The sequence below is a fragment of the Actinoplanes sp. NPDC051513 genome (assembly GCF_044454685.1).
Taxonomy (GTDB): domain Bacteria; phylum Actinomycetota; class Actinomycetes; order Mycobacteriales; family Micromonosporaceae; genus Actinoplanes.
In genome coordinates this window covers 57,625-76,760 of the sequence record NZ_JBITDW010000031.1, presented here as the reverse complement: position 1 = coordinate 76,760, position 19,136 = coordinate 57,625, and the positions used below count along the sequence as shown (strand labels likewise).

Genomic DNA, 19,136 nt, shown 5'->3' with positions numbered 1-19,136 from the left:
ACCCTGGCCCAGCTACGAGATCGGAGCACGGATGTCGCCCGCGCGCCTGCAGTCGTGCTTCGCCGCCTGGATCGTGGCGCTGACCGTGCTGTTCTACGCCCTCCCGGCGTTCAGCATGTATTCGTGGGCGGCGATCGGGCTCTCCGCGGCCGTCGCGGTGCTCGTCGGCGTGCGTGTGCACCGGCCGTTGAAGCGCCTTCCCTGGTATCTGTTGTCGGCGGTGCTGGTGAGCTTCACCGCCGGCGACACCACGTACAACATCCTCACCGACTTCATGGGGCTCGACAATCCGTTCCCGTCCCTGGCCGACGTGTTCTACCTGCTCGTCTACCCCATGCTCGCGGTCGCGCTGCTGATCTTCATCCGGGCGCGGTCGGGGGCGGACAACCGGGCGGCGCTGCTCGACGCGCTGGTGCCGACCGCGGGCCTGGGCCTGCTCTCCTGGGTCTTCCTGATCTCGCCGTACGTGCGGGACGCCAACATGGGGCTGCTGGAGAAGCTGACGTCGGCGGCGTACCCGCTCGGCGACGTGCTCGCGCTGGCCATGCTGTTGCGCCTGCTCACCGCCGGGACCCGTAAGCCCGTCGCGCTGACCACGCTCGCGACCGGGGTGACCGCGCTGCTCGCCACCGATGTCGTCTACGGCCTGCGGCAGCTCGACGGCACCTGGGAGGTCGGCGGGCCTACCGACTCCGGCTGGATCTTCTTCTACACCGCGCTCGCGCTGGCCGCGCTGCACCCGTCGATGCGCCGGCTCACCTCGGGCGGCGACACCGCGACCCAGACCGTGGCCGGCGGCCGGCGGGTCGCGGCCATGGCGCTGGCCGCGTTGATCGCCCCGGCCGTGCTCGTGATCGAGGACCTCACCGACGGCGTCGAGGACGCCATCATGATCGCCACCGCGTCGGGCACGATGTTCCTGCTGGTCATGGCGAGGGTGGCCGGGCTCATCCAGTCGCAGCGGGAAAACACGACCCGCGAGCGGACGCTGCGCATGTCGGCGGCCGACCTGGTCGCCGCCAGCAGCGAGCCCGAGGCCGGCGACGCGGTCCGGAAGGCCGTCGCCGCGCTGGTGCCCGAGGGCGAGGAGTACCGGTTCTGCTACGTCCGCGGAGTCGCGGACCCGGGCGAGGCCAACGGCCTCGTCGGCACCGGCTGGGCCGTGGTCGCCGACCTGCCGGCCGTCGTCGCCGCGCAGTTCGCGGGCTTCGAGTCCGCCCTGTACGGCGAGTCGGTGATCGGCTCGATCGACGGCGGTCCGCCGCACCGCAACCGGGCGTACCTGGCCGCCGACGACCACGTGCTGACCGCGCTGCAGCCGTCCTTCGAGGCGCTGATGGCGCAGGGCACGCTCGCGATCGAGCGGATCAGCTTGACCAAGGAGATCAACCGGCGCAGCAGCGAGGACTACTTCCGCGCGTTGATCCAGAGCGCCTCCGACGTCATCCTCATCGTCGGCGACGACGAGGAGATCCGGTACGCGAGCCCGTCCGCCCTCCCCGTCTTCGGCCGCACCGACCTGGTCGGGACGTCGCTGGTCCGGCTCTTCGCCGGCACCGACCACGCCGAGCTGCGGGCGCTGCTCGTGCAGGCGGGCAGCGGCCGTGGCTCCCGCGACGGCGTCGACCTCACCGCCATCTCCGGCGACGATCTGCTGCTGCAGGTCGAGGTCACCTGCCGCGACCTGCGCGACGACCCGGCGGTCGACGGGCTGGTCGTCACGATCCGGGACGTCACCGAGCGGCGGCGCCTCGAGAGCGACCTCGCGCACCAGGCGTACCACGACTCGCTGACCGGGCTCGCCAACCGTTCGCTGTTCCAGAACCGGCTCGAGCAGGCCGCGCTGTCCGCCGAGAGCGTCCGCAGCCTGGTGGGTGTCCTCTTCGTCGACCTCGACGACTTCAAGGAGGTCAACGACACGCTCGGGCACGGCGCCGGCGACCAGCTGCTGGTCGCGGTCGGCCGGCGGATCGCCGAGGTGGCCGGGCCGCTGAACATGGCCGCCCGCACCGGCGGCGACGAGTTCGCGGTGCTCATCGAGCACATCACCGAGCCGGACGAGGTCGAGCGGGTCGCCGAGGGCATCGTCGTCGCGCTCAGCGAGCCGATCGAGGTCATCGACGGCACCGGCGGCCGGCACCTGGTCAGCGGCGCGGCCAGCGTCGGCGTCGCCACCAGCGGCGACGCGGACGGCATCACCGAGCTGCTGCGCCGGGCCGACGTCGCCATGTACGTGGCGAAGACCGACGGCAAGCGCACCTGGCGGCTGTACCGCGACGAGCTGCACCAGGAGATGATCCACCGGCTCGAGATGCGCTCGGCGCTGGTCGAGGCGGTGCCCGGTCAGCAGATGCGGCTGCGCTACCAGCCCATCGTCGACCTGCCCACCGGCGAGATGATCGGCGTCGAGGCGCTGGTGCGCTGGCAGCACCCGCTGCGCGGCCTGCTCGGCCCGAACGAGTTCATCGAGCTCTCCGAGGAGAACGGCTCGGTGGTGGCGATCGGCGGGTGGGTGCTGCGCGAGGCACTGGAGACGTTCGCGGGCTGGCGCAATTCGCGGGCCGGCGCGTCGCTGAAGTACATCAGCGTCAACGTGTCGGCGCGGCAGTTCCGGACGCCCGGCTTCGTCGACCAGGTGCGCGAGGTGCTCGCCGAGATCGGCGCCCAGCCGGAGTGGCTGCTGCTGGAGATCACCGAGAGCCTGGTGCTGCACGACGCCGACCAGGTCTGGGCCGATCTCCGCGAGCTGCGGGCCATGGGCGTACGTATCGCCATTGATGATTTTGGCACCGGCTACTCGTCGCTGAGTTACCTCAGCCAGATGCCGGTCGACGTCCTCAAGATCGACAAATCCTTCATCGACGACATCCTGCACAGTGCCCAGCAGATGGCGCTCGTCGAGACCATCGTCAGCCTCGCCCGCACGCTCGAGCTCAAGGTCGTCGCCGAGGGCATCGAGCTCGACGGCCACCGCGACGCGCTCGCCGCGATGGGCTGCCCGTACGGCCAGGGCTACCTGTTCTCCAAGCCGGTCACCGCCGCCGAGATCGGCGCCCGGCTCGGCAGCACCACCACAACTCCCGTGAAGTAGTTGGAAGGAAGCACATGTCTCTTGCGCCACTTACCGGTCTCGACTTCGTCCAGCGGGACGGCCGCTGGGCGGATCTGGAGCGGCTGCGCAGCGGCAACCCCATGTACGACGCGGTCATCGAGGAGATCGACGGCCGTCGCATCCGGGTCGGCGACCACTGGCTCGCCGATTTTGCCTCCTGCAACTACCTCGGTTTCGACCTCGAGCCCGAGATCGCGGCGGCCATCGAGCCCGAGGTGCGCCGCTGGGGCACGCACCCCAGCTGGTCGCGCCTGCTCGGCAACCCGGCGCTGTACCCGCAGATCGAGGAGCGCCTGACCGCGCTGCTCGACGCCCCCGACACGCTGGTGCTGCCCACGATCACGCACATCCACATGTCGGTGCTGCCGATCCTGGCCGGCAAGGGCAACATCTTCCTCGACTCGCAGGCCCACAAGACCATCTACGACGGCAGCATGTACGCCCGCGGCCTCGGCGCCACCGTCACCAGGTTCCGCGCCAACGACCACGAGCACCTGCGCGAGCTGCTGCGCTCGGCGCCCACCGGGGTGCCCAAGGTGGTCGCCATGGACGGCGTGAACAGCATGACCGGAAACGCGCCCGACATCGCCGCGTTCGCCGCCATCTGCCGCGAGTTCGGGGCGCTGCTCTACGTCGACGACGCGCACGGGTTCGGCGTCATCGGCGAGCGGGCCGCCAACGAGATGTCCCCGTACGGCGTCAAGGGCAACGCGATCGTCAAGTACTGCGGCGAGAGCTACGACAACATCGTGCTCGTGGGCGGCTTCTCCAAGTCGTACTCGTCGCTGCTGGCCTTCCTGGCCCTGCCCACCTGGCTGAAGAACCACCTCAAGGTCGCGGCGCCGCCGTATCTCTACTCGGGCCCGGCCCCGACCGCGTCGCTCGCCACCGTGCTGGCCGGCTTCGACGTCAACGAGAAGCGCGGCGACGCCATCCGCGCCGACCTGTACCGCAAGACCATGAAGGTGCTCGACCACGTACGCGGCCTCGGCATCTTCACCCCGAACGTCGGCGACACCCCGGTGATCGAGCTGCCGCTGGCCGCCGGCGAGGACATCGACGCGGTCGGCAAGCTGCTCTGGGACCGCGGCATCTACGTCACGCTCGCCGCGTACCCGCTGGTGCCGCGCGACCAGGTCGGCTTCCGGGCGCAGGTCACCGCCGCCAACAGCGACGCCGAGCTCGACCAGCTCAACGCGGTCATCACCGAGCTCGCCGAGGCCGGGAAGCTGCGCCGTTGATGCGGTTCGCCGGTCCGCTGACGCCCCTGCGCCACCGGCAGTTCCGGCTGCTGTGGACGGGCATGAGCGCGTCGCTGATCGGCGACGGGATGCTGCTGGTCGCCCTGGCCTGGCAGGTGTACGACCTGTTCGGGGTGCCGGCCGCGATGTCCGCGGTCGGCGTCGCCCTGTCCCTTCCGCAGGTCGTGACGCTGCTGCTGGGCGGGGTGATCAGCGACCGCTTCGACCCCCGCCGGGTGATGCTCGCCTCCGACCTGCTGCGCGGGACGGTGATGGCGGGCATCGCCGTGCTCACGCTCACCGGGGCGCTGACGTCACTGTGGATGCTGCTCGCGCTGATCGTCGTGTACGGGGCGGCAGCGGGGTTCTTCGGCCCGGCGTTCGATGCGCTGGTGCCGCAGATCGTGCCCGCCGACGACCTGGTCGCGGCCAACTCGCTCGACCAGTTCGTGCGGCCCGCCGGGATGCAGATCTTCGGGCCGATGCTGGCCGGTGCGGTCATCGCGGTCGGCGGGGCGGGGTGGGCGTTTGCCGTCGACGCGCTGACCTTCGCCGTCTCGGTGGCCTGCCTTTTGGCGATGCGCCGCTCATTGGCCGATATTTCCGACAAATCGGGTGAAGAGTCGCTCTGGGAGGAGATGCGGGAAGGCCTGGGGTACGTCCGGCGCCACGTCTGGCTGTGGGGCACGTTCCTCTCGGCGACCTTCACGTACCTGCTGTTCGTCGGGCCCACCGAGGTGCTGTTGCCCTATGTGGTGAAGACCGAGCTCGGCGGGAGCGCCACCGCGTTGTCGCTGGTGCTCACCTCGGGCGGCCTCGGCGCCATCGCGGCGGCGCTCGCGGTCGGATGGATAGGCATCCCGCGGCGCTTCATCTCCTACATGTACGGGACGTGGGCCGTGGCCACCCTGGCCGTCGCCGGGTACGGCGCGGCCACCTCCACCTGGCAGCTGGCGCTGGCGTGCGTGCTCGTCAACGGCCTCGAGGCGGCCGGCACCGTGGCGTGGGCGACGACCAAGCAGCGACTCGTGCCGACCCGCATGCTCGGCCGGGTGTCGAGTGTGGACTGGTTCGTCTCCACGGCGTTGCTGCCGCTGTCGTACGCGCTGGCCGCGCCCGTCGCGGGCTGGATCGGCGTGCGGGAGACGCTGCTCGGGGCGGGCCTGCTCGGGGCGGTCGTCACCTTCGGTTTCCTCTTCCTGCCCGGCATGCGCGGGCCGGAGCAGACGCCGGTCTACCGCCCGCGGCACGCCCGCTGGCTGCGCGCGGTCGAGCCGGCCGCCGTTCCCGCGGCGTGGGCCGCCCCGCGCCCACCCGTCGCCGCCCCGGCCCTGGTCGCCGCCGTGGAGCCCGAGCATGGTCCCCGTCATTCCGCCGACCGAGAGGAAGTCCTGGTCGCATGAGCGAGCCACTCGACGCCGTCCGCGACCTCAGCGACGCCTTCGCCGCCCGCGACCTGGGCGCCGCCCTGGCGTGCTTCGCCCCCGGCGACGGCGTCGGCTACGTGGGCTCGGAACGGGACGAGACCGCGAGCGGCCGCGACGCCCTGACCGCGTTGCTCGGCAAGGTTTTCCTGCGCGATGAGGCGTACGCGTGGAAGGTGACGACCGCGACCGTGCATCGCCACGGCGACCAGGCCTATGTCTTCACCGATGCCGAAGGCGAGGTGCGCTCCGACGCCGGCGTGGTCGACGAGTTCTCCTACCGCGTCTCGGGCCTGGTCGAGCTGGTCGAGGGCCGCTGGCTGTGGCGGCACTGCCAGGGTGGCGAGCCTGCGTAGCGTTTACTACGAGCGTGTCCTCAGACGATCGTGAGCTCGCCATCGCCGCCGGCATCGCGCTCTGCGAGGCGGCCGGTTGCGTCGTGACCGGCCTGCGCGGCGAGCTTCGGCAGGAGGAGAACGCCGGCCTGCTCGCCGCCGCCGATCCGCAGACCCACGCCGCGCTGCCGGCCATCATCGGCAGCTGATCGCCCAGCGGTCGGCAACTGACCGGAATCGCTGCCAGGCTGGACGCATGTTGCTTCCAGTCTCAGAAGTTCCCGCGGGTGGCTCGGTGCTCAACCCGTTCGCGATCGTGGACGACGCGGCCGGGCTGGTCACGTTCGTCGCCGAGGTCTTCGACGCCGAGGAGGTCGTCGAGGCGCGCACGCCGATGCCCGACGGCAAGCTCATCCACGCCCAGCTGCGGCTCGGCGCGACCGACCTCATGCTCGCCGACCGGCTCGACGGCTGGCCCGCCCGGCCCGCCCTGCTTCAGGTCTGGGTGCGTGATGTCGGCGCGGTGCTGGAGCGGGCCGCCGCGCGAGGCGCGACCGTCGTCACCGAGCCGACCCCGTTCTACGGCGAGACCACGCTCGGCCGCCTGCTCGACCCCTGGCAGAACATCTGGTGGCTGTGGGCGCCGGCACCCGGCCAGCCCGACCCGGTGCCGCATTGGGAGGGCGGCGCCGACACGATCTTCGGCACTCTCGACAATGCGCTGAAGTCACTGGGGTCAGCCCATGGTTGAGTTCGTGATGACCGGGTTGCCCTTGCCGATGTAGAACATGCCGGGGAAGTTCTCGAAGGTGTCGCTCGGGTTGTTGCGCACCTTCGAGTTGCGGATCGTCACCGTGCCCGTCTTGTTGTTGCTGACGAAGAAGATGGCGCCGCCACCCTCCTTGGCGTGGTTCTTCTCGATGACGGTGCCGTCGACGGTCAGCTTGATCTCCTCACCGTCCATGTAGATCCCGCCACCGCTGCCGCCGCCCGGGGTGCCCGCGCGGGCCGGGTTGGCGCCGTTGCCGACCGCCGTGTTGCCGCTCAGGACGCTGTTCAGCACCATCCACCGGGCGTGCAGGCTGCTCAGCGCCGCGCCGTTCGAGCACGTCCCCCCGGTGAACGTGCTGCCCGCCACGTACGCGGTGTTGTCGCCGCCCTGATAGCTGATGCGGATCGCGCCGCCGCCCAGGTCCGGACCCGTACGGTCGCATTTGTTGCCGGTGAAGCGGGAGTTGATCACCTTGAGACCGCCGCCGTAGGCGAAGATCGCGCCGCCCCCGGCGTTTCCTTCGAAGCTCTCGCCCGTGCTGTTGCCGTTCTTGAAGGCCATGTTCTGCACGGTGAGCCGGGGCGTGTCGCTGTCGATGCACGAGCCGCCGGCGTTCCCCTGCCGGGAGTCGCAGACGTTCTGGTAGAGGATGCGGCGCTTACCGGCGCCGTCGAGCGTGACCCGGCCGCCGCCGTCGAGGACGACCTGGCTGACGGTGTTGCGGACCTTCGCGGTCGCGGTCATCGTGATCGTCACCGGCACGGGGCCGCAGTCGAAGGTGATGATGCCGCCGGCGGCGACGGCCTTGACCACGGCGGCGGAGGTGCAGCTCGCGGCGGTGCCGGTACCGACCTTGCGGGTCGGCTTGCTGGTGTCGACCGCACGCGCGGCTGCCGGCACCGAGGCGTGCCCGTTCGGATTACCCGGTTTGGGCAGAGTCTTCGGCGCGACGGATCTGGACGGGGCCGGCTTGGCCGAGGCCGGGGCCGAGCCCGGCGCGGATACCGACGGCTGGGCCGACGATCCGGATGAAGAAGACAAATCAGACGAAGGGGCGGCATCCACGAACGACGGCGCGTCGGAGGCGTCGGAGGAGGCGGCGGAATGGCACCCACTCAGCGTCCCGACGGCGAGCACGCTCAGCAACGTCGCGGCGAGGACCGGTCGAATTCGCACCGAGCGATGGTATGGGCACCCGGCGGACCCCGGTATGGGCCGTTCAGTGCGCGTCGAGCAGACCGTAACGAGCCATGACCGCGGCGCGCCGGGCCCGGTTGACCGCACGCACCCGCCGCCCGACGAAGAAGACGTCCACCAGCGTCCACACGCCGAGCCCGCCAAGCGTGAACAACATCGCCACCGAACGCCACGTGTCGCCGAGGTAGAACCGGTGCCCGCCGAAGATGCCGACGACGACCCACATCGCGTACGCGACGCGCGCGTCCTTCTTGACCGAGGCGTACTCCGCCTCGGCGCGCAACACCCGCAGCCGTTCCCACTCGGGCAACTCGACCGGCTCCACCCGACGACAATAGACTCGCGCGTCAGTGCCGGATGGCGGCCAGCTGCGTCGCCTGCGCGACCAGGTTGCCCTTCGTGTCCCAGGCCAGCGCCGTCTCGTCCATGCGGCCCGAGGTGATCTCGGCGGCGTGCATGGTGACGCGCAGCGGGCCCGGCGCGGGCAGCCGCCGCAAATAGGCCGTGAAGGTGATGGTCGGCGCCTAGCCGGTCATGCCCAGCGTCAGCGAGATCGGTGGCGCCACGTCGAGCGCGACCAGCAGGCTCAGCGGGTCCCAGTCCGAGCCGTCCGCGAGCCGCAGCCACGCCCCGGTCCGGCCGCTCTTCGACGGCTGCCCCACCGCGAACCCGAGCGACGCCGGATCCAGCCGATGTTCGACGACATCCAGCAGGGGTACGGGGAACGCCGCACCCGGGGCGAGCGCGGGCAGCAGCACGCAGTCGTCCTCGGGCGGCAGCTCCGGCGGTGGGGCGGCGCTCCAGAACGGCTCGGCGTCGTCGAGCCCGCCCTGCGTGATCAGCGCCTCGGCGCAGACCGTGCCGTCCTGCTGGAGGCTCGCCCGGTACTGCGAGCTGCCCCGCCCCTCGCGCAGCAGCGTCACCGACACCGTGGCCGCCCCGCCGGCCGGCGGTCGCAGGAACGAGGTGGTGACCGCGACCGGATGCTCGTGCCCCGCCGCGGCCGACACGGCCCGGCCCAGCACGGCCATCAGATATCCGCCGTGCAGCTTGTCGCCGACAGCCCACTGCGGGTCGAGCTCGACCCGGTAGGCGTCGTCCCCCCGGGCGGTGACCGCGGTCGCCTCCGCGAACGTCTTCATTCGATCAAGCTCCCACGCCCGCGGCGACAGGGTCAATGACGCACCGCGTCAAACCTGAACGGCGTTCAACCTTGAACATAGTTCAAGTAGCAGGCGAGAATCGGCCGCATGCTCAAGGTGCGGCGGCCGGGAAGCAGACGCTGCTCACGCCCAAGGCGCGGCGGCCCTGGGTGCGCAACTACACGATCCGCTCGTTCCGGCTCGACCGGCGCGAGATCGACATCGAGTTCGCGCTGCACGGCGACGCCCCGGCCTCCGCGTGGGCGACCCGGGCGCGACCCGGCGACCCGGCGGGCGTCTTCGACGAGGGCTACACCTACCAGCCGTCCGACGGCGCCGACTGGCACCTGCTGGTGGGGGAGGAGAGCGCCCTCCCCGCGATCCTGTCCATTCTGGAGGGAGCGCCCGCGACCCTGACCGGGGAGGTGTTCCTGGAGGTGCCGGTGAGCGGGGTTCTTCACGTGGGTCGCGGGCGAATCGGGCTTGCCCACGGGCCTGCGGCGGCATCTGGTCGGCGAGCGAGGGGTGGCGAAGGCCGACGTGGCGTTCATCGGATACTGGCGGCACGGCCGGTCGAGCCCTGGCTGACCCTTCGGGGCGATGTGGGAGAATCCCGGCGTGCAACTTCGTCGCGCCGATGTCCTGCGTGGCGCCCGCGAGTTGATCGACGCCGAAGGGCTCGACGGCCTGACCATGCGCAAGCTCGGCGCTCAGCTCAAGGTGCAGGCCGGCGCGCTCTACTGGCATTTTCCCAGCAAGCAGGCGCTGCTCGACGCGATCGCCGACGACCTCGTCGCGACGGTGGCCGACGCGCCACCGGCCGGTCCGTGGGACCAGCGGATCGTCACCATGGCACACCGGCTGCGTCGCGCCCTGCTGAGCATGCGCGACGGCGCCCGGCTGGTCGCCGAGACGTTCACGACCGAGCCGAATACGCTGCTGGCCGGCCGTACCGGCATGCAGATCCTGATCGACGCGGGAATGCAGCCCGACAAGGCGGCGTGGACGATGCTGGCGCTGTCGCACTACATCGTCGGGCACACGATCGAGGAGCAGGCGCCGTGCGACGACGTGCCGGCCAAGCTCGAGGCGTCGGCCGCGAAGTACGGCGCCGACCTGGTCGCCGAGCTCGGGGCGGCGGTCACCGCCGACCCCGACCGGCGCTTCGACTTCGGCCTGGGCCTGATGATCGACGGCATCCGGCGCTACCTGTAGCCGGTCGTCACGTATTCCCGCAGGTAGTGGATGAGGCCCTCGTACGGCCGGGCGACCGTGACACCCTCCTGGTCGCCGCGCCGCCACTCGGCGACCAGCAGCTCGCCGGTCGCCGCCGTGGTGATGATCACCCAGTCGTCGACCCGGGCCTGCCGCAGCCATCGCTCGACCTCGTCGTGACCCTGGTGCGCCGTTCCATCCGATTCGATCACCACGCAGTCCGGGGACAGCGTGGTGATCACGGCCGGGATGTCGTGCCGTCGCCGGCCGGCGACGTACTCGTGCAGCAGGTCCGCGGTGGGCGTCGGGTCCTGATTGACGAACGTCCACCTCAGCGGTGCTCTCCGCGTGCGCATGTTCCGTGTTCGCACGCCGGCCCCGATCGGATCGTTCTGTCCTTCATTTGTCGGGGTCCTGTGCCTGCCCGCTCTCGCCGCGTATCGTCCGACGGCGATGGAACATCCTGACGATCTGCTGGAGGAGTTCGCGTTCGGCGACCGGCCGGACGTGGGTCCGCACGTCGCCGCGTGCTCGCGGTGCGCGGCGCACGTCTCGCTGGCCCAGCAGGCCGCGGACTGGCTGGCGTCCTCGCACTCCGCGCCGCCGCCTGCGCCGTTGCGGTCGCGGGTGCTCGCTGCCGCGGTGGGGGTGCGGCCGCCGTCGCCGGGTCCGGCTTTTTCCGCGTACGTGTCACAGGCCGCCGATTTCGAAGTTCTGCTCGACTCCCTGTCACCGGCGCAGTGGTCGCTGTCCACCGCCGACGGCCGCACCGTCGAAGACCTGGTCCTGCACCTGGCGGGAAACGACGGCAACGTGCTCGCCGACCTCGGCTCCCCGGTGCCGCCCGCCCGCCGGGCTCGCGACCTCTGGCGCGACCAGTCCGACCAGCTGATGCGCACGGTCGGCCGGGCCGAGGAATCGCTGCTGAGCCGCCCGGTGCGGCTCGCCGGCCGCACGCCGATGCGACGGCCGCTGCGCGAGGCCATGATGCAGCGGGCCTTCGAGACGTGGATCCACCGCGACGACATCCGCGCGGCGGTCGCGTTGCCGCCAGTCGCCCCCGAACCCTCCCACCTGGCCCGGATCGTCGACTTCGGGCTGGCGCTGCTGCCCGGCGCCATGGACGCCGCCGGCCGCGGCCGCCCCGGCGCCGTCCAGCTCTTCCTGACCGGCCCCCGCAGCGCCTCCCACGTGGTGCCGTTGTCCTCCTCCTGCGCCGCTTCGTCGCCGTCCCTGGCCCAGGTCGAGATACCAGCCGACCGTTTCGGCCGCCTGATGGCCGGCCGGGTGCCGGTGACGTCGTCCGTCGCCGTGATCGACGGCTCCCGGTCCGCCGCCCTCGACCTCCTGACCGTCGCCGCCACCCTGGGGTGTGAGTGACGTGCGGTCCCACGCCGACGACGTTCGGCTCCGCGCCATGCTGGTCGCCGCCGACGAGTCCGCCCTGACCGAGGCCTACGACCGGCACGCGCCGTCGGCGTACGCCCTGGCGACCCGCATCACCGGCGACCCGTGCTGGGCCGAGGACGCCGTGCAGGAGGCCTTCGTCGAGCTGTGGCGCCATCCCGAGCGCTTCGACCCGCACACGGGCAGCCTGCGCACATGGCTCTGCATGCTGGCCCGCCGCCGCGCCATCGACCTGCTACGCCGCCAGTCGGCCCAGCGCACCCACCTGACCCGCCTCGCCGGCCAGGCGCCCGTCGAGCCCACAGTGGAGGACGACGTCGTGGGCGCCGCCCAGGCCAAGGCCGTCCGCGAATGCGTACGCGACCTGCCCACCCTCTACCGCGACGCGATCGCCCTGGCCTACTACTACGGCCTTTCGTATCGCCAGGTGGCGATCGAGCTGGGCATCCCCGAGGGCACCGCGAAATCCCGGCTGCGAAGCGGCCTGCGCCTGCTGGCGGAACGCATGTCCGCCGCCGGCTACGCCTACGCCGAAGACCCGGCCTAGCGACTGCCTCAGGCGATCCGGCGGCCCCCTAGGATCGGCCCCGTGTCCGATCTCTTCGACGCCGCCGCGATGTACGACGAGGACTACCTGCACTTCTTCGCCGACAAGCCATCGGCGCCGACCCACGGCCCGGTGGTCGGCACGGCCTACACCGGCAGCTCGGCCGTCGCCGACCTGGTCTGGCGTCTGCTGGAGCTCTCACCCGGCCTGCGCGTGCTCGACGTCGGCTGCGGCCACGGCACCCTGGCCAACGAACTGGCCCGCCGCGGCTGCGACGTCACCGGCCTCGACTCGTCCGCGGTGTTCCTCGAGCGCGCCCGCGCGAACGCCGCCGCCGATTTCGTCCAGGGCGACATGCGCCGGCTGCCACCGTCCTGGACCGCCCGCTTCGACCGCGTCGTCAACTGGACCACGGCCTTCGGCTACTTCGACGACCCCACCAACCGCACGGTGCTCGCCGAGATGGCCCGGGTCCTCCGCCCCGGCGGCCGTCTGCTCATGGACCTGGACAACGTTCCCCGCTTCCTGGCTACCCTCACCCCCTCGCGCATCACGGCCCGCCTGCCCAACGGCGACATGCTCGTCGACCGCCACCACTACGACCCGCTGACCGCCCGCTTCACCGTCGAGCGCACCGTCCTCCGCGACGGCCGCGCCCGCACCCTGACGTTCCTGAAGCGCCTCTACGCCTTCCCCGAGCTGCGTGATTGGTGCGCCGCCGCCAACTTCACGAACATCCACGGGTACGGCGAGGACGGCGAGCCGCTCAACGCCGGCCACAACCGCATGGTCCTCGCGGCCGACCGCGCCCACGAATGATTCACGACCTCCAGAGACGGTTGTCATTCGCGGCTTGTCCCCACCCAGTGGTGCTGCATCTCTCGTCGCCCACTGTGGGGGTGGCCGGTTTGCGGTTGCCGCGGCCGGGGGCTGGCTGGTCGGGTTCGGCTGTGGCGTCCGGTCGGGGTGCCATGGCCGACCGGCTTCAGGTGTGGCCGGTTACGGCGCGATGGTGGTCGGGCCGGGGATGCCATCGCGCGGTGCCTGTCTGGTCGCGGCGGCAGCGGCCGTCGCGGATGGGGCTGTCCCGGCATGTCGGGAGTCGGGCCGGATATCACCATTGTTGGCGGCGGCTATTCGGGGGTGAGATTGGCATGATCGAAGACGGTTCCGGGCTTACCGCCGGATTCTTTGGGGTGGGATAATTCTGGGGTGCGGCAGATGGAGTTCTTCACCAGGTCCCAGTTAGCGGAAATGCGTGATCCGACGCGGTCGCGTCGTTATTCTGCGGCGCGTGAAGAGTTCCGTCGCGTGCATGCCCGGCAGCGCGCGTGGGGGCTTGTCGAGCGGCACGCGCGTAAGCTGCGCCGCCTGCACGGCGGTGACGACGGTTCACCCTTGACGGCGGCCGAGCGGCGGCTCTGGTCGGGCCGCGCCGGCACACCTGGGCACTCCGTGGCGGCCGTGGCGCCGGTGCCGCCGACCGCTCCCGCCCGCACCGGCCAGGGCCTCGGCTCACCAGCACAGCGGGCGGTGCACCCGGTGGGCAACCCGATCGCGCGGCCCACCTCGGCGGTACCCGCCACGGCCGAGCAGGTCACGCGGCCCGCACCCACCCAGCAGGCCGCGCCCGCCACGGCCGAGCAGGTCACGGGGCCCGCGCCCACCGAGCAGGCCGCGCCCGCCACGGCCGAGCAGGTCACGCGGCCCGCGCCCATCCAGCAGGCCGCGCCCGCCACGGCCGAGCAGGTCACGCAGCCCGCGCCCACCGAGCAGGCCGCGCCCGCCACGGCCGAGTCGGCCGACCAGGGCCGAATCTCTCGGCGCAGGGGCGGGTTACGGGTCTACCGCACCGGGTCGTTACGGAAGAACCGTCACCGTGGCCCGGCTCGTGCGCCCGCCGACCAAGACCACACACCACCCGACTCGCGGCGCCGACCATATCCGGCCGACGTGCCTACCATTCCGTCAACAATGTTCCGCGCCATTCTTCCGCAGCGGCAAACACCATTCAAGAGCCTCCACCAACGATGGCGAATACTGATCGCATCGGCGTGGGACGGGCCGGGCCGGCCAGCGAGGATGAATGCCGCCTGTCGCGGTCATCCGTGGCTGCCGCTTTCGACACCGGCCGCGGTTCTTCCATCACAGCCAAAGCCCGCTCGAACAGACCCCCACCCCAAGAGGTGTCTAGAGTCGGGCCATGAGCGTCGACATCGAGGTGGTGGCCGAGGTCAGCGACGAGCTGGTCGAGGCGTTCGCGCGGCTCCTGCCGCAACTCTCCCGGTCCGCGCCCGCGCCCGGCGCCGATCAGCTCGGGGCGATCGTCGGCCGGCCGGGCAATCAGCTCCTCGTGGCGCGGCTCGACGGGGCGATCGTCGGGACGCTGACGCTCGTCGTCTTTCCCATTCCGACCGGGCTGCGGGCCTGGATCGAGGACGTGGTCGTCGACGAGAGCGCCCGTGGGCACGGGGCCGGGGCCGCGCTCACCCGGGAGGCCGTGCGGCTCGCCCGGAAAGAAGGCGCGAAGACCGTCGACCTCACGTCGCGGCCTTCGCGGGCGGCGGCCAACCGGCTCTACGAGCGGCTCGGGTTTCAGGTGCGCGAGTCCAAGCTCTACCGGCTCGCCGACGGGAGCTAGGGGAGCTAGGGGAGCTAGGGGCGGGGGATGTCTCTCGTGTCGGCGTCGGCGACGATCTGCTCGGCCACATGGCGCAGTTCGGCGGGGTCGGGGTGGAAGCCGTCGGCGATGTCGGGGTGCAGGGCCGACTTCGTACGGCGGAGCAGGGTTTCCGTGACCGCGTCGACGCTTTCCCCGGCGTACGCGTGCTGGGTCTCTTCGGTTGCGGCCCGCAGGGCCGAGGTCAGCTGCTCCTCCAGTGGCCCGCGCAGCTTGTCCTCCACCGGATTGAGGCTGGACGAGTCCAACGTGACCTGTGGTTCCGCCATGACAAGTTCCCCCTTGTGATGATCCGGCGCGACGCGGATACCCGGCCGCGCCGGATCGAAAACGTCAGCCGCGGCCGCGCTTGAGCTCGAAGAAGACGCCGCTGCGCATGAGGGGGACCACTGCGTCCCAGATGGCCAGCGACTCGTCGTGCGCGGGGACCTCGCCGATGATCGGGCCGTGGAGGCCACGCTCGGCGCCCTCGATCATCAAAACGGGTGAGCCGATGCCGGGGCCGGCCGCCGCGAAGCCGGTCTCGTGCGATGAGCGCACGGACTCGTCCCAGGCCGGATCGTCGAGGACCGCCTTGGCGTCGGCGACGCCCGCGGCAGCCGCCGCCTCCAGCACGATCTCGTCGGTCAGGAACGCGCCCGCCTCGTGGGTGCGGTTGCCGATCTCCGTGTAGAAGGCGCCGATCGTGGCGTCGCGGCGGTCGGCTCGTAGCGCCTCCACCAGGCGCAGCGCCTTGGTCGACGCGGCCATCATGGGCCGGTACTGCTCCGGCACGTTGTCGCCGTTGAGGATGGACAGGCTGAACGCCCGCCAATGGATGGTGATGTCGCGCGACTCGGCGACCGCCAGCAGCCAGCGCGACGTGCGCCAGGTGAACGGGCAGGCGGGGTCGAAGAAGTAGGTGGCCTCCATGCCAAGAGCCTAGATCTTTCCCGGTCGTGAAACGGTTTGTTCCGCGTGGTGGCGGGGCAGGACAGACCCAGGTGTCTCCAGTGATGAAGATCACTGTGACGGGCCGGATGGAGGGTCTATGGCGATCAGCTACCCACATCCGCGGCGCACCCTGTGCGTCCGAGCACTCGCGGCGACCGCCGCGCTTGCCCTGGCCGCACCCCTTGCGGCCTGCGGATCCGATGACGAGGGTGGCGTGCCCACCCTCAACCTGTACCAGTTCCCGGTCGAGCACATGCAGGACGTGATCGACCAGTGCAATCAGCAGGCGGCCGGGAAGTACAAGATCGTTTACCAGGTGCTGCCGCGGACGGCGGACGACCAGCGGGTGCAGATGGTGCGCCGGCTCGCCGCCAAGGACGACAGCATGGACATCCTCGGCATGGACGTGACCTGGACCCAGGAGTTCGCGAGCGCGAACTGGATCCGGGAGTTCACCGGCGCCGACAAGAGCGAGGTGGAGAACGGCACGCTCGAGGGACCGCTGGCCTCGGCCGAGTACGAGGGCAAGCTGTACGCGGCGCCGAACAACACCAACGTGCAACTGCTGTGGTACCGCAAGGACCTGGTGCCGAACCCGCCCCAGACCTGGGACGAGATGATCCAGATGGCCCTGCAGCTCAAGCAGCAGGGCAAGCCCCACCAGGTGCTGACGATGGGCGCCCAGTACGAGGGCCTGGTGGTCCTCTACAACAGCCTGGTCGCGAGCGCCGGCGGCCACGTGGTCAGCGACGACGGCAAGTCCGCGGTGATGGACGCCGGCGCGCTCAAGGGCCTCGAGGTCCTGAAGAAGTTCGCCACCGCCGGCGTGACCAGCCCGTCCTTCCCGAACGCGATCGAGGACGACGCCCGGCACGCGTTCCAGAACGGCGAGGGCGCGTTCGAGCTGAACTGGCCGTACGTCTGGGCCTCCATGCAGTCCGAGACGCCCGACCTGGCCAAGAACGTGGCCTGGGCGCCGTACCCGGCCATCGACGCGGGCACGCCGGTGCACACCACGATCGGCGGCTCGAACATGGCGGTCAGCTCCTACAGCAAGCACCCCGGGCAGGCGTTCGAGGCGATCCGGTGCCTGCGCGGTCCGGAGAGTCAGAAGACCCTGGCGGTCAAGGCGGGCCAGGCGCCCTCGATCGAGTCGGTCTACAGCGACCCGGAGATGGGCAAGGCGTACCCGATGAAGGCGACGCTGCTCGAGGAGCTCAAGACCTCAGCGCCGCGGCCGCGCACCCCCGCCTACCAGAACCTGTCCACTGTGGTCGCGGCCGAGCTCTCACCCCCGGCCTCGATCCAGCCGGAGCAGACCGCGAAGAGCTTGAAGAGCTCGATCCAGGACGCCATCGACTCGAAGGGGGTGCTCCCGTGACGGTCAAGGAAGGGGTCCGGATCCCCGCCCAGCGCGCGGTTGCCGGCAAGAAGGCGATCAGCGAGGGCAAGCGCCAGGAGCGCCGGCTCGGCTGGCTGCTCTGCGCACCCGCGGCGTTCGTCATGGTGGCGGTCACCGCGTACCCGATCATCTACTCGGTCTGGCTCTCGCTGCAGCGCTACGACCTCAAGTTCCCCGAGGACCGCGAGTTCATCGGCTTCGCCAACTACGCGACCGTGCTGTCCAACGGCTACTGGTGGACCGCGTTCGGCGTGACGGCGCTGATCACTGTGGTGTCGGTCGCGGTGGAGCTCGTGCTCGGCATGGGCCTCGCCCTGATCATGCACAAGACCCTCATCGGTCGCGGTCTCGTGCGGACCTCGGCCCTCATCCCGTACGGCATCGTCACGGTCGTCGCGGCCTTCAGCTGGCGGTACGCCTGGACCCCGGGCTCCGGATACCTCGCGAACCTCGTGGCCCCGGACGGCGCGCCGCTGACCGAACGGGCCAGCTCGCTGGCGATCATCATCCTCGCCGAGATCTGGAAGACCACCCCGTTCATGGCGCTGCTGCTGATGGCCGGTCTGGCGCTGGTCCCGGACGACCTGCTCAAGGCGGCCTCGATGGACGGCGCGAGCTGGTGGCAACGGTTCACCAAGGTGATGTTGCCGGTGATGAAGCCGGCGATCCTGGTGGCGCTGCTGTTCCGCACGCTCGACGCGTTCCGCGTCTTCGACAACATCTACGTGCTGACCAACGGCGCCAACGAGACGTCGTCGGTGTCGATGATCACCTACAACAACCTGATGAAGGGGCTGAACCTCGGGATCGGCTCGACGATGTCGGTGCTGATCTTCCTGACCGTGGCGATCATCGCGTTCGTCTTCGTGAAGCTGTTCGGCACGGCCGCGCCCGGTAGCGACGACGGGAGCAAGCGATGAAGATCAAATGGGGCCTGCTCGACGCCGTAGTAGTGGTTTTCGCGCTGATTCCCGTCTTGTGGATCGTCTCGCTGAGCTTCAAGACGACCGCCACGCTCACCGATGGAAAGTTCATCCCCCGCGAGTGGACCTGGGAGAACTACAAGACGATCTTCCAGACCGACCAGTTCGTCCGTGCACTGATCAACTCGATCGGCATCGCGCTGATCTCCACGTTGATCGCCGTCATTCTCGGAACAATGGCCGCGTACGCGATCAGCCGGCTCGACTTCCCCGGCAAGCAACTGCTCGTCGGCGTCTCGCTGCTGATCGCCATGTTCCCGCAGGTCTCGCTGGTGACGCCGCTGTTCAACATCGAGCGCAACATCGGCATCTTCGACACGTGGATGGGGCTGATCCTGCCGTACATCACCTTCGCCCTGCCTCTGGCGATCTACACGCTGTCGGCGTTCTTCAAGCAGATCCCGTGGGACCTGGAGAAGGCCGCCAAGATGGACGGCGCCACCCAGGGCGAGGCGTTCCGCAAAGTGATCGCGCCGCTGGCCGCGCCCGGCGTCTTCACCACGGCGATCCTGGTGTTCATCTTCTGCTGGAACGACTTCCTGTTCGCCATCTCGCTGACCTCGACCGAGCGGTCCCGCACGGTCCCGGTGGCGCTGTCGTTCTTCACCGGTGCCTCCCAGTTCGAGGACCCCACCGGCGCGATCTCCGCGGCCGCCGTGGTGATCACGATCCCGATCATCCTGTTCGTGCTGTTCTTCCAGAGGCGCATCGTCGCGGGCCTCACGTCCGGCGCCGTGAAGGGTTAG

At 70.5% G+C, this 19,136-nt stretch carries 21 protein-coding genes and 2 pseudogenes; 16 read left to right on the top strand and 7 right to left on the bottom strand.

Annotated features, from left to right (window positions below):
• The first annotated feature begins 31 nt into the window (after positions 1–31).
• The 6 genes from ACIA5D_RS45950 to ACIA5D_RS45925 are packed head-to-tail and all read left to right on the top strand — an operon-like array spanning position 32 to position 6,863.
• On the top strand, positions 32–3,091 hold the full coding sequence (locus tag ACIA5D_RS45950; RefSeq protein ID WP_396037004.1) for a putative bifunctional diguanylate cyclase/phosphodiesterase: 3,060 nt from the start codon (positions 32–34) through the stop codon (positions 3,089–3,091).
• A 14-nt stretch (positions 3,092–3,105) separates the two neighbouring features.
• Positions 3,106–4,353 (top strand): aminotransferase class I/II-fold pyridoxal phosphate-dependent enzyme, encoded by a 1,248-nt coding sequence (locus ACIA5D_RS45945; RefSeq protein WP_396037003.1) that lies wholly within the window; start codon positions 3,106–3,108, stop codon positions 4,351–4,353.
• Complete coding sequence (locus ACIA5D_RS45940) at positions 4,353–5,756, top strand: MFS transporter (RefSeq protein WP_396037002.1); 1,404 nt, start codon at positions 4,353–4,355, stop codon at positions 5,754–5,756. The genes ACIA5D_RS45945 and ACIA5D_RS45940 overlap by 1 nt, the downstream gene beginning before the upstream one ends.
• Positions 5,753–6,133: a YybH family protein gene (locus ACIA5D_RS45935; RefSeq protein WP_396037001.1), complete on the top strand. Its 381-nt coding sequence runs from the start codon at positions 5,753–5,755 to the stop codon at positions 6,131–6,133. The genes ACIA5D_RS45940 and ACIA5D_RS45935 overlap by 4 nt, the downstream gene beginning before the upstream one ends.
• 14 nt (positions 6,134–6,147) lie before the next feature.
• Positions 6,148–6,321: a hypothetical protein gene (locus ACIA5D_RS45930; protein WP_396037000.1), complete on the top strand. Its 174-nt coding sequence runs from the start codon at positions 6,148–6,150 to the stop codon at positions 6,319–6,321.
• Between the two features lie 47 nt (positions 6,322–6,368).
• Positions 6,369–6,863 carry a VOC family protein gene (locus tag ACIA5D_RS45925; protein WP_396036999.1) on the top strand — a complete coding sequence of 165 codons (495 nt, stop codon included), beginning with the start codon at positions 6,369–6,371 and terminating at the stop codon, positions 6,861–6,863.
• On the opposite strand, the gene ACIA5D_RS45920 is transcribed toward ACIA5D_RS45925, so the two are convergent.
• Genes ACIA5D_RS45920 through ACIA5D_RS45905 form a run of 4 tightly spaced genes read right to left on the bottom strand, consistent with a single transcriptional unit; the run spans position 6,849 to position 9,223 of the window.
• The gene (locus ACIA5D_RS45920) at positions 6,849–8,060 is read right to left on the bottom strand and encodes a hypothetical protein (RefSeq protein ID WP_396036998.1); all 1,212 of its coding nucleotides are present in this window, start codon (positions 8,058–8,060) and stop codon (positions 6,849–6,851) included. The two genes, ACIA5D_RS45925 and ACIA5D_RS45920, sit on opposite strands and share 15 nt — an antisense overlap.
• Before the next feature lie 43 nt (positions 8,061–8,103).
• Positions 8,104–8,406, bottom strand: a complete 303-nt coding sequence (locus tag ACIA5D_RS45915) for a TM2 domain-containing protein (protein WP_396036997.1) — start codon at positions 8,404–8,406, stop codon at positions 8,104–8,106.
• 22 nt (positions 8,407–8,428) lie between these two features.
• Complete coding sequence (locus tag ACIA5D_RS45910; protein ID WP_396037033.1) at positions 8,429–8,596, bottom strand: hypothetical protein; 168 nt, start codon at positions 8,594–8,596, stop codon at positions 8,429–8,431.
• 9 nt (positions 8,597–8,605) lie between these two features.
• Entirely contained in the window at positions 8,606–9,223 is a 618-nt protein-coding gene (locus ACIA5D_RS45905; protein WP_396036996.1) for a thioesterase family protein, read from the bottom strand.
• Between the two features lie 35 nt (positions 9,224–9,258).
• On the opposite strand from ACIA5D_RS45905, the pseudogene ACIA5D_RS45900 reads away from it, so the two are divergent.
• The 3 genes and pseudogenes from ACIA5D_RS45900 to ACIA5D_RS45890 all read left to right on the top strand — a co-directional run.
• A pseudogene (locus ACIA5D_RS45900) lies at positions 9,259–9,654 on the top strand (siderophore-interacting protein); the annotation flags it as partial.
• 34 nt (positions 9,655–9,688) lie between these two features.
• Positions 9,689–9,811, top strand: a pseudogene (locus ACIA5D_RS45895) (SIP domain-containing protein); the annotation flags it as partial.
• Positions 9,812–9,841: 30 nt separating this feature from the next.
• Positions 9,842–10,438, top strand: a complete 597-nt coding sequence (locus ACIA5D_RS45890; RefSeq protein ID WP_396036995.1) for a TetR/AcrR family transcriptional regulator C-terminal domain-containing protein — start codon at positions 9,842–9,844, stop codon at positions 10,436–10,438.
• Here ACIA5D_RS45890 and ACIA5D_RS45885 read toward each other — a convergent pair.
• Positions 10,429–10,794: a nuclear transport factor 2 family protein gene (locus ACIA5D_RS45885; protein ID WP_396036994.1), complete on the bottom strand. Its 366-nt coding sequence runs from the start codon at positions 10,792–10,794 to the stop codon at positions 10,429–10,431. The two genes, ACIA5D_RS45890 and ACIA5D_RS45885, sit on opposite strands and share 10 nt — an antisense overlap.
• A 97-nt stretch (positions 10,795–10,891) precedes the next feature.
• On the opposite strand from ACIA5D_RS45885, the gene ACIA5D_RS45880 reads away from it, so the two are divergent.
• The 4 genes from ACIA5D_RS45880 to ACIA5D_RS45865 all read left to right on the top strand — a co-directional run bounded on the left by ACIA5D_RS45880 (position 10,892) and on the right by ACIA5D_RS45865 (position 15,033).
• The gene (locus ACIA5D_RS45880; RefSeq protein ID WP_396036993.1) at positions 10,892–11,818 is read left to right on the top strand and encodes a maleylpyruvate isomerase family mycothiol-dependent enzyme; all 927 of its coding nucleotides are present in this window, start codon (positions 10,892–10,894) and stop codon (positions 11,816–11,818) included.
• Complete coding sequence (locus ACIA5D_RS45875; RefSeq protein WP_396036992.1) at positions 11,811–12,392, top strand: RNA polymerase sigma factor; 582 nt, start codon at positions 11,811–11,813, stop codon at positions 12,390–12,392. Before ACIA5D_RS45880 ends, ACIA5D_RS45875 begins: the two co-directional genes overlap by 8 nt.
• Positions 12,393–12,434: 42 nt before the next feature.
• A complete protein-coding gene (locus ACIA5D_RS45870) occupies positions 12,435–13,211 on the top strand; it encodes an SAM-dependent methyltransferase (RefSeq protein ID WP_396036991.1) in 777 nt (258 codons plus the stop codon).
• A 1,384-nt stretch (positions 13,212–14,595) separates the two neighbouring features.
• The gene (locus ACIA5D_RS45865; RefSeq protein WP_396036990.1) at positions 14,596–15,033 is read left to right on the top strand and encodes a GNAT family N-acetyltransferase; all 438 of its coding nucleotides are present in this window, start codon (positions 14,596–14,598) and stop codon (positions 15,031–15,033) included.
• Between the two features lie 14 nt (positions 15,034–15,047).
• Here the strand turns inward: ACIA5D_RS45865 and ACIA5D_RS45860 are convergent, their stop codons facing one another.
• Complete coding sequence (locus ACIA5D_RS45860; protein WP_396036989.1) at positions 15,048–15,341, bottom strand: hypothetical protein; 294 nt, start codon at positions 15,339–15,341, stop codon at positions 15,048–15,050.
• Positions 15,342–15,405: 64 nt separating this feature from the next.
• On the bottom strand, positions 15,406–15,984 hold the full coding sequence (locus ACIA5D_RS45855; protein WP_396036988.1) for a DsbA family protein: 579 nt from the start codon (positions 15,982–15,984) through the stop codon (positions 15,406–15,408).
• A 118-nt stretch (positions 15,985–16,102) separates the two neighbouring features.
• Here ACIA5D_RS45855 and ACIA5D_RS45850 point away from each other — a divergent pair, with 118 nt between their 5' ends.
• The 3 genes from ACIA5D_RS45850 to ACIA5D_RS45840 are packed head-to-tail and all read left to right on the top strand — an operon-like array spanning position 16,103 to position 19,136.
• On the top strand, positions 16,103–17,386 hold the full coding sequence (locus tag ACIA5D_RS45850; RefSeq protein ID WP_396036987.1) for an ABC transporter substrate-binding protein: 1,284 nt from the start codon (positions 16,103–16,105) through the stop codon (positions 17,384–17,386).
• Complete coding sequence (locus ACIA5D_RS45845) at positions 17,383–18,327, top strand: carbohydrate ABC transporter permease (RefSeq protein ID WP_396036986.1); 945 nt, start codon at positions 17,383–17,385, stop codon at positions 18,325–18,327. Before ACIA5D_RS45850 ends, ACIA5D_RS45845 begins: the two co-directional genes overlap by 4 nt.
• Positions 18,324–19,136 carry a carbohydrate ABC transporter permease gene (locus tag ACIA5D_RS45840; RefSeq protein WP_396036985.1) on the top strand — a complete coding sequence of 271 codons (813 nt, stop codon included), beginning with the start codon at positions 18,324–18,326 and terminating at the stop codon, positions 19,134–19,136. Before ACIA5D_RS45845 ends, ACIA5D_RS45840 begins: the two co-directional genes overlap by 4 nt.

Bases quoted from the DNA above. Each gene is read 5' to 3' on its own strand.
- ACIA5D_RS45950 (WP_396037004.1), top strand. From the start codon at position 32: ATGTCGCCCGCGCGCCTGCAGTCGTGCTTCGCCGCCTGGATCGTGGCG.
- ACIA5D_RS45945 (WP_396037003.1), top strand. From the start codon at position 3,106: ATGTCTCTTGCGCCACTTACCGGTCTCGACTTCGTCCAGCGGGACGGC.
- ACIA5D_RS45940 (WP_396037002.1), top strand. From the start codon at position 4,353: ATGCGGTTCGCCGGTCCGCTGACGCCCCTGCGCCACCGGCAGTTCCGG.
- ACIA5D_RS45935 (WP_396037001.1), top strand. From the start codon at position 5,753: ATGAGCGAGCCACTCGACGCCGTCCGCGACCTCAGCGACGCCTTCGCC.
- ACIA5D_RS45925 (WP_396036999.1), top strand. From the start codon at position 6,369: ATGTTGCTTCCAGTCTCAGAAGTTCCCGCGGGTGGCTCGGTGCTCAAC.
- ACIA5D_RS45905 (WP_396036996.1), bottom strand. From the start codon at position 9,223: ATGAAGACGTTCGCGGAGGCGACCGCGGTCACCGCCCGGGGGGACGAC.
- ACIA5D_RS45885 (WP_396036994.1), bottom strand. From the start codon at position 10,794: ATGCGCACGCGGAGAGCACCGCTGAGGTGGACGTTCGTCAATCAGGAC.
- ACIA5D_RS45880 (WP_396036993.1), top strand. From the start codon at position 10,892: ATGGAACATCCTGACGATCTGCTGGAGGAGTTCGCGTTCGGCGACCGG.
- ACIA5D_RS45865 (WP_396036990.1), top strand. From the start codon at position 14,596: ATGAGCGTCGACATCGAGGTGGTGGCCGAGGTCAGCGACGAGCTGGTC.
- ACIA5D_RS45860 (WP_396036989.1), bottom strand. From the start codon at position 15,341: ATGGCGGAACCACAGGTCACGTTGGACTCGTCCAGCCTCAATCCGGTG.
- ACIA5D_RS45855 (WP_396036988.1), bottom strand. From the start codon at position 15,984: ATGGAGGCCACCTACTTCTTCGACCCCGCCTGCCCGTTCACCTGGCGC.
- ACIA5D_RS45850 (WP_396036987.1), top strand. From the start codon at position 16,103: ATGGCGATCAGCTACCCACATCCGCGGCGCACCCTGTGCGTCCGAGCA.
- ACIA5D_RS45840 (WP_396036985.1), top strand. From the start codon at position 18,324: ATGAAGATCAAATGGGGCCTGCTCGACGCCGTAGTAGTGGTTTTCGCG.